Source organism: Pseudomonas sp. 01L34, from assembly GCF_056400265.1.
In genome coordinates, this window is the sequence record NZ_JBFTSX010000004.1 from 147,073 (window position 1) to 162,486 (window position 15,414).

11 protein-coding genes are annotated in these 15,414 nt (G+C 61.1%); 4 read left to right on the forward strand and 7 right to left on the reverse strand.

What is annotated here, in order from left to right; genetic code table 11:
• Window positions 1–64 precede the first annotated feature (64 nt).
• The 6 genes from AC1DQM_RS12855 to AC1DQM_RS12880 all read right to left on the reverse strand — a co-directional run bounded on the left by AC1DQM_RS12855 (window position 65) and on the right by AC1DQM_RS12880 (window position 9,634).
• A complete protein-coding gene (locus AC1DQM_RS12855; protein WP_258612376.1) occupies window positions 65–1,267 on the reverse strand; it encodes an HlyD/EmrA/EmrK family protein in 1,203 nt (400 codons plus the stop codon).
• Window positions 1,268–1,282: 15 nt separating this feature from the next.
• Window positions 1,283–2,752, reverse strand: coding sequence for an efflux transporter outer membrane subunit (locus tag AC1DQM_RS12860; RefSeq protein ID WP_477746288.1), 1,470 nt, complete (start codon window positions 2,750–2,752; stop codon window positions 1,283–1,285).
• Complete coding sequence (locus AC1DQM_RS12865; RefSeq protein WP_018925477.1) at window positions 2,742–3,221, reverse strand: MarR family winged helix-turn-helix transcriptional regulator; 480 nt, start codon at window positions 3,219–3,221, stop codon at window positions 2,742–2,744. The genes AC1DQM_RS12860 and AC1DQM_RS12865 overlap by 11 nt, the downstream gene beginning before the upstream one ends.
• Before the next feature lie 298 nt (window positions 3,222–3,519).
• Window positions 3,520–7,194, reverse strand: coding sequence for a translocation/assembly module TamB domain-containing protein (locus AC1DQM_RS12870; RefSeq protein WP_477746289.1), 3,675 nt, complete (start codon window positions 7,192–7,194; stop codon window positions 3,520–3,522).
• Window positions 7,191–8,918 carry an autotransporter assembly complex protein TamA gene (locus tag AC1DQM_RS12875; protein WP_207238872.1) on the reverse strand — a complete coding sequence of 576 codons (1,728 nt, stop codon included), beginning with the start codon at window positions 8,916–8,918 and terminating at the stop codon, window positions 7,191–7,193. Before AC1DQM_RS12875 ends, AC1DQM_RS12870 begins: the two co-directional genes overlap by 4 nt.
• Window positions 8,919–8,983: 65 nt before the next feature.
• A complete protein-coding gene (locus tag AC1DQM_RS12880) occupies window positions 8,984–9,634 on the reverse strand; it encodes a GNAT family N-acetyltransferase (RefSeq protein ID WP_018925466.1) in 651 nt (216 codons plus the stop codon).
• A 244-nt stretch (window positions 9,635–9,878) separates the two neighbouring features.
• On the opposite strand from AC1DQM_RS12880, the gene xthA reads away from it, so the two are divergent.
• A complete protein-coding gene (gene xthA / locus AC1DQM_RS12885; protein ID WP_018925465.1) occupies window positions 9,879–10,691 on the forward strand; it encodes an exodeoxyribonuclease III in 813 nt (270 codons plus the stop codon).
• Between the two features lie 184 nt (window positions 10,692–10,875).
• Window positions 10,876–12,213 carry a substrate-binding domain-containing protein gene (locus tag AC1DQM_RS12890; RefSeq protein WP_477746290.1) on the forward strand — a complete coding sequence of 446 codons (1,338 nt, stop codon included), beginning with the start codon at window positions 10,876–10,878 and terminating at the stop codon, window positions 12,211–12,213.
• A gap of 170 nt (window positions 12,214–12,383) precedes the next feature.
• On the opposite strand, the gene AC1DQM_RS12895 is transcribed toward AC1DQM_RS12890, so the two are convergent.
• Entirely contained in the window at window positions 12,384–13,613 is a 1,230-nt protein-coding gene (locus tag AC1DQM_RS12895) for an acyl-CoA dehydrogenase (protein WP_008014296.1), read from the reverse strand.
• A 188-nt stretch (window positions 13,614–13,801) separates the two neighbouring features.
• Between AC1DQM_RS12895 and AC1DQM_RS12900 the strand changes: the two genes are divergently transcribed.
• Complete coding sequence (locus AC1DQM_RS12900) at window positions 13,802–14,731, forward strand: LysR family transcriptional regulator (protein WP_008068246.1); 930 nt, start codon at window positions 13,802–13,804, stop codon at window positions 14,729–14,731.
• Between the two features lie 205 nt (window positions 14,732–14,936).
• The gene (locus AC1DQM_RS12905) at window positions 14,937–15,335 is read left to right on the forward strand and encodes a MerR family transcriptional regulator (RefSeq protein WP_007904077.1); all 399 of its coding nucleotides are present in this window, start codon (window positions 14,937–14,939) and stop codon (window positions 15,333–15,335) included.
• Window positions 15,336–15,414 lie beyond the last annotated feature (79 nt).

Below are 15,414 nucleotides of genomic sequence, written 5' to 3' on the forward strand. Positions count from 1 at the left end.
GACCTTGTGGGAGTGAGCTTTGTGGAGAGGGAGCTCGCTCCCACAGGGTCGGTGTGATGGCGAATCAGCGGTGCGCGGTTTTGCTGACCGCGGCGCTGTTATCGTGGATCAATTGGGTGATCATCGCGTCGGCCTCGACCAGCTGACGGTCATACACATTGGTACTGAACGAAGCCTTTTGCGGTGGCTGCTGCGCCAGCACCGGACCGCTCTGGTCGCGCAGGTTCACCTCGACCTGAGTCGACAGGCCGACCCGCAACGGGTGCTTGGCCAGTTCTTCGGCATTGATGTGAATCCGCACCGGCACCCGCTGCACGATCTTGATCCAGTTACCGGTGGCGTTCTGCGCCGGCAGCAAGGCAAACGCGCTGCCGGTCCCGGCACCGAGGCTGTCGATGGTGCCGCTGTATTTGACGTTGCTACCGTAGAGATCGGCTTCAATGTCCACCGGCTGACCGATGCGCATGTCACGCAGTTGGGTTTCCTTGAAGTTCGCGTCGATCCACAGCTGATCCAGCGGAATCACCGCCATCAGTGCGGTGCCCGGCTGGACACGCTGACCGAGTTGCACGGTACGTTTGGCGACATAACCGGTGACCGGCGCGATCAAGGTGCTGCGGGCATTGTTCAGGTACGCCTGACGCACTTGCGCAGCGGCGGCCATCACGTCCGGGTGCGACGACACCACTGTGTCATCGACCAGCGCGCTGGTGGTCTTGAGCTGTTGTTGGGCGTTGGCCAGGGCGTTCTGCGCCGAGGTCAGGTCATCACGGGCGTGGGACAGCTCTTCCTGGGAAATCGCCCCGCCGGCAGCGAGGTTTTTCCGCCGATTGAAGTTCTCCTGAGCCTTTTGCACTTCGGCCTGCTGCGCATTGACCTGGGCTTTCATGCCGTCGACGTTACTGTACAAACCGCGCACCTGGCGCACAGTGCGGGCCAGGTTGGCCTGGGCGCTTTGCAGACCGACTTCGGCGTCGTTCGGATCGAAGTTGATCAGCACCTGGCCTTCATGGACCAAATCGCCATCGTCGGCGCCGATGCTGACCACGGTGCCGGTGACCAGCGGCGTGATTTCCACCACGTTGCCGTTCACATAGGCGTCGTCGGTGCTTTCGCTCCAGCGGCCGAAGAATTGGTGATAACCCCAGACGCCGGCTCCGGCGAGGATCACCATGATGGTCAGGACAAACAGCATCACTTTGCGCTTGCGCGGGTTGCTCGTGTCTTGAGCGTTGTCAGGGGCTTGAGTTGTATCGACAGTGGCCATGACGAGTACCTTGAATTAGTTGTGCTGCGTGGCTGGGGTTGCGTTGGCGGCGGTCAGGGTGTCGCCCTGAAATCCGCCACCCAGCGCTTGCATCAGTTGGATCGACAGGTCGATCTGCTCGGCATTCAGGTTGGCCAGCTGACGCTGGGCCTGGAGCAACTGCTGCTCGATGCTGAGCACGTCGAGGTAGTTGCCGATGCCGGAACCGTAGCGCTGGACCACGGTGTTGTAAGAATCCCGGGCGATGTCGGTGGCGTGTTGCTGGGCACCGATTTGCCGGCCGATATCGTGCAACTGGTTGATGGTGTCGCTGACATCGCCCAAGGCTTTCACCAGGCTTTTGTTGTACTGCGCCACCGCGAGGTCGTAATCGGCGTCGCGGGAATCGAGGTCGGCACGCAGGCGGCCGCCGTCGAAAATCGGCACCGAGATCGTTGGAGCGATGTTGAAGAAACGGCTCGCCGATCCAAACATCGCATCGCCCAGTAAAGATTCGGCACCCGCCGCCGCGCTCAAGTTCAAGTTGGGATAGAACTGTATTTTGCCAGCGGCGATGTTCTTGCTCGCGGCCTCGACCCGCCAGCGCGCGGCCACGAGGTCGGGACGACGACCGAGCAGTTCGGCCGGCAATACCGACGGCAATGCAACGGCGCTGGCCTGAAGGACTTTCGGCCGGGCGATTTCGTTGCCGCGATCCGGGCCTTTGCCCAGCAGCACCGCCAAGGCGATTTTCGCGCTTTGCAGGCGTTTCTCGGCGTCGATCAGGCTGGCTTCGGAGCTGGCTTCAAGGCTTTCGGTTTGCTGGAACTGGTACTGACTGTCGATCCCCGAGCTCAGGCGACGCTGGCTGAGGTCGAGCATTTGTTTGGTGCGCTTGAGGTCTTCGCTGGCCAGGTCATGGATGATGTGCGCCTGCCCCAGATCGCTGTAGGCACGGGCGACGTCGGCGGACAAGGTCAGTTGCGCGGCCTGCTGATCGACTTCGGCGGCGCGGGCCTGGCCCAACGCGGCTTCCCAGGCATCGCGCTGGCCGCCCCAGAGGTCGAAGGTGTAATTGAAGCTGGCGCCGAGATTACGCACGGTGGAGTAAGTGCCACCCTGCCCGCTCGGGTCTTTGTCGCGGGCCAGACGCGAACGGCTGACACCGGCGTTGGCATCGAGGGTGGGCATCCGTGCAGCATCGGCGGCGTAGGCGGCAGCACTGGCCTGGTGAGCGCGGGCGTCGGCGATTTGCATGTCGGGGCTGTCGTGCAGGGCTTCGCGGATCAAGCCGTCGAGCTGCGGGTCGCCGAGGCTTTTCCACCAGTCGCTTTTCGGCCATGCGGCGGGTGTCAGGGTCACGCCATTGAGCGACTGCCCGGCCTTGAGGTTCTTCGCATCGAGGCTGACGCCTTCGGTGCTCAGGCCACTGTAACTGGCGCAACCGGCGACGCTCATGGCCAACAGCACCAGGCTCAGTCCGGTACGCAGGCGTTTACTGTTCATTGCCACCTACCCGCAGCAAGGTGATCGAGTCACCCGCCGCTACCAGGATTTTCTTCAGGATGTGTTCCAGGGCTTTCAATTCTTCCGGGGTGATGGCCCCGGCCAGTTCATTCATGGCATCGGCGCCGATTTCCGGCAGACGGTCAGTCAACTGTTGACCTTGTTCGGTCAGCACCAGTTGCACCTGACGGCGGTCTGCTTCGGAGCGTTGGCGGGCGAGGAAACCTTTCTGTTCCAGACGATCGAGCATGCGGGTCATCGAACCACTGTCCAGCGACAGATGGCGGCACAGCTCGGCCGGGGTATCGACGCCGAACTGGGCCATGATGATCAACACTTTGAACTGCGCGGCGGTGATGCCGTGCGGTTCCATGTGCGTGTCGATGATCCGGTCCTTGAGCAGCGCGGCGCGTCCGAGCAAGAGGCCGAGATGGCAATTATGGAAATCGTATGAGGAGAAATGTTTCATCGGACCACCAATTAGCTGCCTAGGCAGTGAATGTATGTCGAGATATTACTGCTTAGGCAGCCAATGTCAACGCAATAGTTAGGATGCTTTGTATTCGACTGATAAAAGGCGCACGACCGACCACCACAAATCTCTGTGGCGAGGGGGCTTGTCGGAACGCCGCACCGCCCCGTTCGGCTGCGAAGCAGTCGTCGCTTTTCGATTTGCAGGGTTTCAGAAGGAATGAAATGGCAAGTTTTGGGGCCGCTGCGCGGCCCAACGGGGGCAAGCCCCCTCACCACAGGGATCGCGCAGGGGGTTAGAAATCCCGCTTGTAGAAGATGTCCAGCGAACTGGCCACGCCGCTGGCGGCTTCGAGGTAGACTTTTTTGCTCAGCTTGTAACGCAAGGCGATGGTGTTGGCCGGTTCAAACACGCCTACGCCATAACGCAGGCTGAGCTTCTCGGAGATGTTGCCGCTGGCCACCACACTGGTGGTATTGCCGCTGCCTTGGGTATCGAGCTGGAAGTCCTGAATACCCAGATCCTTGGCCAACCCGCTGGTGACCCCGGAGCTGCCCATCAAACCCAAGCCGAGGGCGGCCTGGGCGAGCATGTTGTTGTCTTCACCGGTGGTACTCAACGGACGCCCCAGCACCAGGTAGGACAACGCCTGCTCCTGACTCATCGCCGGTTCGGAGAAGATCTGCGTGGTCGGCTGTTCGGCACTGCCGCTCAAGCGAATGCCGGCAATCACGTCGTCGGTCTGGCGAATCGCTTCGATGTCCAGGTACGGCTGATCGATGGGACCGGCAAACAACAGGCGGGCCCGGCGCACCGTCAGGCGCTGGCCGTAGGCGCGATAACGCCCGTCGTTGAGCCAGAGTTCGCCGCGTGTGTCCATGTTGTCGCCGATGTGCACATGACCTTGCAGGTTGGCGGTCAGGCCAAACCCGGCAAAGCTGAGTTTGTCTTCCCCGACCACCACGTCGATGTCCATCGCCATGGCCATCGGCGGCTTGCCCTCTTCGGTCTGCTGACCGACGATCACCGTGTCATCGGAGACCTTGACCGTCGACGGCGGCAGCTCGCGCACGGTGATTTCGCCCTTGGGCACCAGCACCTTGCCGACGATCGCCAGTTTGTCGTCCTTCATGGAGATCTTCAGGTCCGGCGCCACTTCCAGCGCGGCGTAGGGTTCGACGGTGACCGGCAACTGCGAGCCCTTGAGCGCCAGATCCACGACCAGTGCCTGGCCCCAGGCGATGTTGCCATTGAGGCTGCCCTGCCCGGCCTTGCCGCTTTTCCAGCTGCCGTTCAGCTGTACGGTTTCGCCGGCAATCACGGCTTGCAGTTGCAGGGCCTGGAGCGCCATCGGCAGTTCCGGCCCGGAGATTTCACCGTCGCGCAGCTCAAGGTTGCCGTTGACCTGCGGCGCCAACAACCCGCCAGACAGCGTGCCGCTGCCGTTCAAATGCCCGGTGAGTTTCTCGACCATCGGCACAAACGGCCGCGCCACCGACAAATCCAGGCCATTGAGGCGGAATGAGCCGGTCAGCGGTTTGTTCTTCGGCAACGGGTTGATCTGCGCCTGGAGCATCAGCTCACCAAGCTTGCCGCCGACGAAGCTGAGGTCGGTGTCGATGCGTTTTGGCGTGAGTTTGCTGGTGAGTTTCAGGGTCTGATAGGGGAAATCCAGCCACTGATCCTTTTCCTTCATGCGCAATGTGCCACCGCTGGCATCGACGCTGATCTGGCCGTTCGGGCCGCTGGCCGGCAAGTCCAGTTGCAGGTCGGCGTTGAGCCGGCCCTGCCAGGCAAAATCCTTCGGCAGCCATTGCGCCAGGCTGTCGATCGGGAACTGCTTGAGGTGGTAACGCAGCTTTGGCTCCGGCATCAAGCGCTGGTCTTCGCCACACAGGCTGGCCGGGCCGGACATCCAGCAATGGACACCGAAGTTGATTTTGCCGTCCGCCAGCCGTTCGAGTCTGGCCGGGTTTTGCAGCTTCCAGTCCTGACCACCGGCCTGGATATCGCCACTGGCCAGACGCCCGCGCCAGTTACCTTTATCCAACGCGCCGTCGAGACCGAGCGCCAGTTTCAGTTTCGGTCCTTGCAGGTCGAGGGTCAGCTTCTGGTTTTTGATGTCGCCCTGGCCGCTGGCGGTCAAGGTGCCCAGTGACGTGTCGCCGGTCTGGATGCCACTGCCCTTGAGGTCGATCTTCGCCCGTTGGGCACTGTCGAGGGTGGCATCCAGATTGAGGCTTTGCAGGCGGTTGTCTTCGAAAACCAGTTGCGTGCCTTGCAGGGCGAGCTTGCCTTGCGGTGCCTTGAGCGTGCCGGCGACATTGACCCGACCATTGAGCTGGCCGCGCAGTTGCGGCCAGAGTTGGGCCAGGCGCGGCATTTTGATGTCGATCTGGCCGGCGAGTTTCTGTTGCAGGCTGCCTTGGCCGTTGATGCTGTTGTCACCCAGGCGAATCTGCAACGCGCTGAGGTTCCATTGCTCGCCGCCGCCATCAGCCTTGGCTTGCAACACCGTCGGCTGCCCGCGCAGTTTGCCTTTCAGGTCCAGGTCGGCGGTCAGGCTGAGCCTTTCATTCTTCATCTCGCCTTTGCTGCGTAACGGACCCGCCAAGGTACCCGGCAACTCCGCGAGCCAGTACGCCGGGTTGATCGCCGAGAGGTCCAGCGCGGTATCCCAGGCGATGCCGTCGGCAAATTGCAGGTTCAGGTGCCCTTCGGCCTTGCCCTGCCCGGCTTCGAGCTTGAATTGCGGCAGATGGATTTGGCTCAGGTCGCCGCTGAACGGGCTGTTCAGGCTGAACGCCCCGGCCGGGCCATCCAGTGCGGCCTTGAAGTTACCGATGTAGTTGCCGTCGGTGTAGGAGACTTCACCGTTGAAGCTGCGCAGTGCCACTTGCGGCTCATCGATCAGCGGATAGAGGCGGTGCCAGGGGAAATCCAGCCAGTCGATTTTCGCTTCGGCACTGAAGCCTTTGCTCCAGTCCAGTTGCCCGGTGAGCTTGAGGCTTTGTTTGTCATTGGCGGTCAGGTCGAGACCCGCGATTTGCGCGCCCTTGGCGTCAACCTTGCCTTGCAGCGACAACGCGACCGGGCCAAGTTCGGCAGGCAACGTGGCTTTGCCGAGCAACTGGTAGCCGTTTTTCAGGTCGCCGTCGCCGGTGAGCTCCAGTTGATTGAGTTGCAGGGTGTCCGGCAACTCGGCGCTGGCCTTGAAGCCGTCAGCGGTGATACGCACTTTTGCCGGCAGGTTTTCCACCAGCGGCTGCAATTCGCCGGTCAACTGCCCGTTCAGGTAACCGCTGCTGTCGGCTTTCAGGTTCAGGGTTTTCAGCAGATCGCCGTCGACCTTCAACACCAGCGCCCAGGGTTCGGTGCCCGGCGCCGGCAAGGTCAGTTTGCCTTCGGCGGTCAGCGGCCAGTTGCCGCTCGGTTGCAACAGGCCAGACAGGTTCAGGCTCAGTTCATCCCGCTGCAAGTGCACCGAGTCGATCTGCAAACCCTGTTCGGTCCAGTGCGCCGCCAGTTGCAGGCCTTTGAGCTCTTCACTGCCATTGAACAGCAGACGGCCGACCTTGACGTCACCCAACTCAATGGCCAGCGGCAATTTCAAGTCTGGAAGGCTGATCGGCCCGCTGCTTTGCTCTTCTGCGCCTGGCGGAAATTGCAGGCTGACCTGCTCGGCCTGCAATTGCTCGATGCACAGCGTCATGCGCGTCAGGCACAGTGGCGACCAGGCGAAAATCGCCTGGTTCAGCTCAACCCGGCTGTTGTCCTGCTGCCACAGCAGATGGTCGGCGCTCCACTGTCCACCCAAACGGCCCTGGAAATTCTCCACGGTCAAACCCGGCACAAACCCGAGCGCCCAGCGACTGCCCGTCGCCGTACCCAGCACGATGATCAAGGCCAGCACGACCAGCATCAGCAGCGCCGGGATCGCCAGCAGCGCTATTTTCAAACCACGCTTCACAGCTCAGGCCCCATGGAAAAGTGCAGTCGAATGCCGCCGTCGTCGTCCATCGCGTGGGCCAGGTCGAGGCGAATCGGCCCTACCGGCGAAACCCAGCGCACGCCAATACCGACGCCGGTCTTCAGGTTCGGCAGTTCGAGGGTGTTGAAGGAGTTGCCCTGATCGATGAAGGTTGCGACCCGCCACTTTTCGGCGATGGAGTATTGATACTCGACGCTGCCGGCCACCATGTAACGGCCACCGATACGGTCGCCATCGGAGTTCTCCGGGGACAGGCTCTGGTAGTCGTAACCGCGCACGCTCTGATCGCCACCGGCGAAGAAGCGCAGAGACGGCGGCACCGATTTGTAACCGTTGGTGGCGCTGCCGCCGACCTGCACCCGACCGAGGAAGCGGTGTTTATCGAAGACCGTGGTCAGGCCTTTGACCAGTGCCGTGCCATACACCAGGTTGGTGTCCGAACCCAATCCTTCCTTGGCCACCTTGGTTTCGAATTGCAGGCGATAGCCATTATGCGGATCGATGCGGTTGTCGCTTTTCAGGTACGAATAGCTCACGCCGGGCATTAGCAAGGTACTGAGCCCCGAGTCGTCACCGAGTGTGTATTCCTCACGTTGCCATTTAAGCGACACCACCCGCTGCCAGCCGCTGGGCAACTTGCTGTGCCATTCGGGGCCGAGGGTCAGCAATTTGCTGCGGGAGTCGGTGCCAGCGATATCTTCATATTGATAGCCAGCGGCCCAGCGCAGTTTGTCGGTCAACGGTGGGTCCAGGGGAATGTCGTAAAACACCCCGACGTTCTGCCGCGGTGCCGACAGTTCGGCTTCCCAGCCATAGCTGTCGCCTTGCGGGTTGACCCAGTGCCGGGTCCAGTTGGCCTTGATTCGCGGGCCGACGTCGGTGGAAAACCCCAGACCCAAGCCCATGGTCCGAGGCTTGCGGGTATCGAGTTTGACCGCCACCGGGATCACGTCGTCCTTGGAGGCCGTTGGCGCCGCGTCGACGCGCACGCCTTCGAAATAACCGCTCGATTGCAGCGCCTGATTGAGTTCGGCGATCAGTTCCGAGTCATAGGGCGTACCGGCCTTGAACGGCACCATGCGTTGCAGCAGGTCTTCGTCGAACGGCGTGTCGCCTTCAAAACTGACTTTGCCCAGCGCATAACGCGGGCCGCTGTCGTAGATCAATTCGATGTCGGCGACGCCCGCGCGCGGGTCCACCAGCAGCTTCTGGCGAGTGAAGCGCCCACTGAAGAAGCCGAAACGCGAGGCCTGGTTCTGGATCAGCCGCTTGGCGTCTTCGTAACGGCCATGGTTAAGCACCGCGCCTGGCATTAGCAGGTCGCTTTTGGGCACACGAAAGGATTTGAGCGAGGCGGCAGGACCGTCGACACGTATCGTGACGTTACGCAAATGGATCGGCTCGCCGGGATCGATGTTCAGCACCAGGCGCGGCGTCTTGCCGCCCTTCACGTCGCTGTCGATTTGCGGCTGGTAATACCCCAAGGCCTGGGCGGCCTTGCGCGCCTGTTCTTCGGCGCCGCGACTGAAGCGCAGCAAGGCTTCTTCATCGCGATCGCCGAGGCTACCGATATAGCCCTCTATATTGGCCTTCAGTTCATCGTTGGACGGTTTGATCCGCACATCCAATTCACTTTGCGCCAGCGCCGCGCAGCTGGATAACAGCATCAACAGGCCGCTGGTGATTCTTCCTGGAACATTCATAGGCGCGGATGCTATCACGAGCTTGGGAGCCTGATAGAGCCGGACTTGTCCCATAAGTTCGGCGATTACGCTGTTGCTGTTTGTAACACCTGCGGGTTGGCGTGGAAAAACACGTGCTCACGAATCGGTCCTACGGCCACTTCGCCGATTTCCTCATAGCCCTGACGCTTATAGAACTCCAGATAGCGAGGATTCCCGGTGTCGAGGATCACGCCTTGGGAGTGCTCATCGACCGCGCACCAGTTGTGCACCGCTTGCAGCAACTGTTCGCCAAAGTGCTTGCCCTGGAACTGCGGGTGAACACCCAGCAATGGCAGGACGTGCACCGAGTCGGACGGCACGCACGCCATCACGGCGGCGTGGTAATCGAGGTAGCGTCGGGTACAGCGAAACCCGGTGCTGAGCACCATCCGCAAGCGCCAGGCCCAGCTTTCGGTGATGCCCAGGCGGCGTTGCGGCGGCGCGATCAGGGCAATGCCGATCAAGCGGTCATTCACCAGCAGGCCGATGGCCGGCAAATCCTGCAGAAAGTGCTGTTTGATCAGTTCGCGCACCGTCGCCCGGACTCGCTGTTCATAACCGGGGCGTTCGGCTTCGAACAGGTAGCCGAACGTCGGCTCGTGCCGGTACGCCTGGTACAACAGGGAACGCGCTTCGCGGGAATAGCCGCTGTCGAGCATGTGAATATCGGCGATGGCGGTCGAGGTTTCGGGCATAACGGCGGATCTCCCTGGGGCACAGCTCAGATGGCTGCGCTCTTCTTGGTACGAGCCTTGGGGTGGCTTCACAGTTCCCCAGACAGGTATAGACCAAGCGAGGAGCTTCATCGACCGGGCTTGCCCGCGAAGAGGCCGGATCTGCCAACACATCTCTGACAGGACACAACGAATCCCCTCACCCCAAAGCTGGCCCCATTCCTACATGTCAGCTAGCATCGCACTTTTGCCAGGACTGCCGACCATGAAGATCGTCTCCTTCAACATCAACGGGCTGCGCGCTCGCCCGCATCAGCTGGCGGCGCTGATCGAAAAGCATCAGCCGGACGTGATCGGGTTGCAGGAAACCAAGGTCCACGACGACCAGTTTCCCCTGGCCGAGGTGCAGGCGCTGGGGTATCACGTGTATTTCCACGGCCAGAAGAGTCACTACGGCGTGGCCCTGCTCTCGCGCCAGGAGCCGATTGCGCTGCACAAAGGTTTCGCCACTGATGAAGAAGACGCTCAACGGCGCTTTATCTGGGGCACGTTCGCCGACGCCAATGGCGTGCCGGTAACCATCATGAACGGCTATTTCCCACAGGGCGAAAGCCGCGATCACCCCACCAAGTTCCCGGCCAAGGAACGTTTCTACAGCGATTTGCAGCAATTGCTGGAAAGCCAGTTCAGCAACGACCAGCCGATCGTGGTGATGGGCGATGTGAACATTTCCCCGGAAGACTGCGACATCGGCATTGGCCCGGATAACATGAAACGCTGGCTGAAAACCGGCAAATGCAGCTTCCTGCCCGAAGAACGCGAATGGATGGCACGCCTGAAGAACTGGGGTCTGGTGGACAGTTTCCGTCACCTGAACCCGGAGGTTGCCGACCGTTTCAGCTGGTTCGACTACCGCAGCCGCGGTTTTGAAGATGAGCCCAAGCGCGGGCTGCGGATTGACCTGATCATGGCGTCCAACGGGTTGTTGCCTCGGGTCAAGGACGCAGGCGTGGATTACGAACTGCGCGCAATGGAAAAGCCTTCCGATCACGCGCCGATCTGGCTTGAGTTGAGCTGATCTGATCGTTCCCACGCTCTGCGTGGGAATGCATCCCGTGACGCTCTGCGTCACATTCAACAGCGGAACGCGGAGCGTCCCCGGCGACGTTCCTTTGCTGCGCGTGGGAACGATCACTGTCATCGTTCAGAAACCTTACTGACTTATTCTCCCGGCACTTTCTTTGGCTTATTAAGGTGCCGGCATGTCCCTGCGCGTGTTGTTCCTGCTGCTCGGCGCCGTGCTGCCGTTGACAGTATCGGCCGGCGATCTGCCGACGCCCGAACGCGGCCCGGTGCTGCGCATCCAGGGTTCCAACACCATTGGCGCGGCGTTGGGGCCGGCGCTGGTCGAGGGGTTGATGCATGAACAGGGCCTGCTCAAGGTGCACCGCGAAGCCCCGGACAAAGCCAACGAACAACGCATCGTCGGCGAAACCGCTCAGGGCCGCCGAGTGGAGGTGGAAGTCGCGGCCCACGGTTCCAGCACCGGGTTCAAAGCCCTGAAAATCGCCTCCGCCGATCTTGCGGCCTCGTCACGGCCGATCAAGGACAGCGAACGACTGGATCTCGAACCGCTGGGCGACCTGAAAAGCCCGGTTGCCGAACAAGTCATCGCCATCGACGGGCTGGCCATCATCCTTCATCCGCACAATCCGCTGAAGCAGCTCAACACCGAGCAATTGGCACGAATCTTCAGCGGCGAGACGAAAACCTGGGAAGAACTCGGCGGCAGCGGTGGGACAATTCATCTCTACGCGCGGGATGACCAATCGGGCACCTACGACACGTTTAAGGAACTGGTCCTCAGCCCGCGTGGGAAAATGCTGAGCGGCAACGCGAAACGCTTCGAATCCAGTGAGCAATTGTCCGACGCGGTGAGTCTGGACCCGCAAGCCATCGGCTTCATCGGTTTGCCTTATGTGCGCCAGGCCAAAGCCGTGGCCATTGTCGATGGTGACTCCCAGGCCATGCTGCCGCTCAATAGCCTGATCGCGACGGAAGATTACCCTCTGTCCCGTCGGCTGTTCTTTTACCAGCCGCCGAACGGGAAAAATCCCTGGGCCAAGGCCTTGGTCAAGTTCGCCCAAAGCAGCAAAGGCCAGGCGATTGTCGCGGCCAATGGTTTTATCGCGCAGACCGTTCAGGCCATGGCGGTCACACCGAATGCGCTGATGCCCGAGGGTTATCAGGCACTCAGTCGGCATGCCCAGCGGCTGACGGTGAATTTTCGCTTCGAAGAAGGCAGCGCGACGCTGGACAACAAGGCCCGCCAGGACCTGTCGCGGGTGCTCGACTATATAAGGCAGCACGACAAAACCAATCGGCAGGTGACGCTGGTAGGGTTTGGCGATGCCAAGAGCGACCCCGCGCGGGCCGACCTGCTGTCGAAACTGCGGGCCATGGCGGTGCGGCGAGAACTGGTGAAAAGCGGCGTGGTGTTTCGCGAGATTCGCGGTTTTGGCGCCGAGATGCCGGTGGCGACCAACAGCGGGGATGAAGGGCGGATCAAGAATCGGCGGGTTGAGGTTTGGGTGTATTGAAGTAAGCACCAAACATTGTGGCTTGGGGGCCTACTGTGGCGAGGGGGGTTGCCCCCGTTGGACCGCGAAGCGGGCCTCAAACCGGCCACCGCATTTTTCCTGGAAAGACGCGGTGTACAATTTACGACTGCTGCGCAGCCGAACGGGGGCAAGCCCCCTCGCCACAGGTCTCAGTGCCCGCTGCGCATCATTTCTTTAGGCACATACTTGCCGATCTCGAACTTGCCAATCGCCGCGCGGTGCACTTCGTCCGGGCCGTCGGCCAGGCGCAGGGTGCGTTGCATGGCATACATGTAGGCCAGCGGGAAATCGTTGGACACCCCTGCCCCGCCATGGATCTGGATCGCCCGGTCGATCACCCGCAACGCCACGTTCGGTGCAACCACTTTGATCTGCGCGATCTCGCTCTTCGCCACTTTGTTGCCGACGGTGTCCATCATGTACGCCGCTTTCAACGTCAGCAGTCGCGCCATGTCGATCTCCATCCGCGAGTCGGCGATTTTGTCGATGTTGCCGCCCAAACGCGCCAGAGGTTTACCGAACGCGGTGCGGTTGACCGCCCGTTTGCACATCAGCTCCAGCGCACGTTCAGCCATGCCGATCGAACGCATGCAGTGGTGAATCCGGCCCGGGCCGAGACGACCCTGGGCGATTTCGAAGCCGCGTCCTTCGCCCAGCAGGACGTTTTCGTACGGCACCCGGACGTTCTCGAATAGCACTTCGGCGTGGCCGTGAGGCGCGTCGTCGTAACCGAACACCGGCAGCGGACGCACAATCTTCACGCCCGGCGTATCCACCGGCACCAGAATCATCGAATGCTGCGCATGGCGCGGTGCATCCGGGTTGCTCAAGCCCATGAAGATCAGGATCTTGCAGCGCGGATCGCAGGCCCCTGAAGTCCACCATTTCTTGCCATTGATCACCCACTCATCGCCGTCTCGCACGGCACGGGCAGCCATGTTGGTGGCGTCGGACGAGGCCACGTCCGGTTCGGTCATCGCGAACGCCGAGCGGATCTCGCCGCGCAACAGTGGTTCGAGCCAGCGCTGCTTCTGCTCTTCGTTGGCGTAACGCACCAGCACTTCCATGTTGCCGGTGTCGGGCGCCGAGCAGTTGAACGGCTCAGGGCCCAGCAACGAGCGGCCCATGATTTCCGCCAATGGCGCGTATTCGAGGTTGGTCAGGCCGGCACCGAGTTCGGACTCAGGCAGAAACAAATTCCACAGGCCTTCAGCCTTGGCCTTGAGCTTGAGCTCTTCCATGATTGCTGTCGGCTGCCAGCGATCGCCCTCGGCGACCTGGCGTTCGAACACCGCTTCGGCGGGGTAAACGTAGGTGTCCATGAACGCAGTCACGCGCTCACGCAGTTCCTGGACCTTGGGCGAATAAGCGAAATCCATGGCAGCTCTACCTTTTAATCAGGGGTTCAGAGGAGTTGTTCAGGTCATGCAATCGATGCTAGAACAGCTACGAAAATTTACCTAACCTATTCTCGGCGTGTATTAACATTCATCACCGATATATGATCGGCTGATTGCCAAGGCCCTCGGGTCCGACCAAGACGCCCCTGATAACAAGAGTGCAGCGCATGAATCTGAGCAAGGTCGACCTCAACCTTTTCATCGTCTTCGACGCGATCTACACCGAAGCCAACCTGACCCGCGCCGGGCAGATCGTCGGCATTACTCAACCGGCGGTGTCGAACGCTCTGGCCCGTCTGCGCGAGACCTTCAACGACCCGCTTTTCGTGCGCACCGCCCAGGGCATGGTGCCGACGCCAATGGCGCAGAACATCATCGGGCCGGTGCGTAACGCCCTCTCCCTGCTGCGGGTGTCGGTACAGGAAAGCCGCATCTTCAACCCGTTGCAGGCGGTCAAGACCTACCGCATCAGCATGACCGACCTCACCGAAGCGGTGATCCTCCCGCCATTGTTCCAGCGCCTGCGCCGCCTGGCGCCGACGGTGATCATCGAGAGTTTCCTGTCCAAACGCCGCGAAACCACCAAGGAACTGGCGGCCGGTCGCCTGGATTTCGCGGTGGATGCACCGCTCAACACCGACCCGCAGGTGCGCCACGTCAAGTTGATGGAAGACCGCTATGTGTGCGCCATGCGCAAGGGCCATCCGCTGGCGGGCAAAGAGAAATTCACCCTCGACGATTACCTGTCCCTGACCCACATCCATATTTCCAGCCGCCGCAGCGGCCTGGGCTATGTCGACCTGGCCTTGGGCAAAATGGGCATTCAGCGCAAGATCGCCCTGCGCTCCCAGCATTACCTGATGGCGTCCCAGGTGTTACAGCAGACCGACATGGTCATGACCGTGCCGGAACGCTTCGCCCGTCGCCATGATTTGTACTCGGTGAACCTGCCGGTCAAAGAAGTTCCGCCGGTGGAAACCCACCTCTACTGGCACGAAAGCACCGACCAGGACCCGGCCAACCGCTGGATGCGCGAGCAGATGATCGAGTTGTGCCAGCAGGTCACGGCGCACGAGAAGAAGCTGGATAAGGTGTAGGACGTTAATCCGTGTCATTGTTCTTCGCGGGCAAGCCTCGCTCCTACAAGGTTAGCGTCGAACCACGATTAAATGATCGACACCAAACCTGTAGGAGCGAGGCTTGCCCGCGAAGAGGCCCGTCACTACACAGACAATTCATGCCCCTTGACGTAAACGTCAACCTGACATTAGCTTAGCGCCATGACCTTTTTCGAGCGCTTCCATGAGCAGCCAGACCTATAGCATTTCCGACCTCGCCCGCGAGCTCGACATCACCACCCGGGCCATTCGCTTCTATGAAGAGCAAGGCCTGCTCAGCCCCGAGCGTCGCGGTCAGGAACGCATTTATTCGCCCCGTGACAAGGTCAGCCTGAAGCTGATCCTGCGGGGCAAGCGCATTGGTTTTTCCCTGGCCGAATGCCGCGAGCTGATCGAGCTCTATGACCCCTCCAGCGGTAACACCAAGCAATTGCACAGCATGCTGGCGAAAATTGCCGAGCGTCGGGAACAACTCGAGCAGCAACTGCTGGACATCGAACAGATGAAGCTGGAACTCGACACAGCCGAGGAGCGCTGCACCCAGGCGCTGGAGCAGACGATCAAGAGCCAGCAGCTCGTGTAGGAGCTGAGCTTGCTCGCGAAAGCGGTATGTCCTTCAACATGGATGTCGACTGACCTGACGCTTTCGCGAGCAAGCTCAG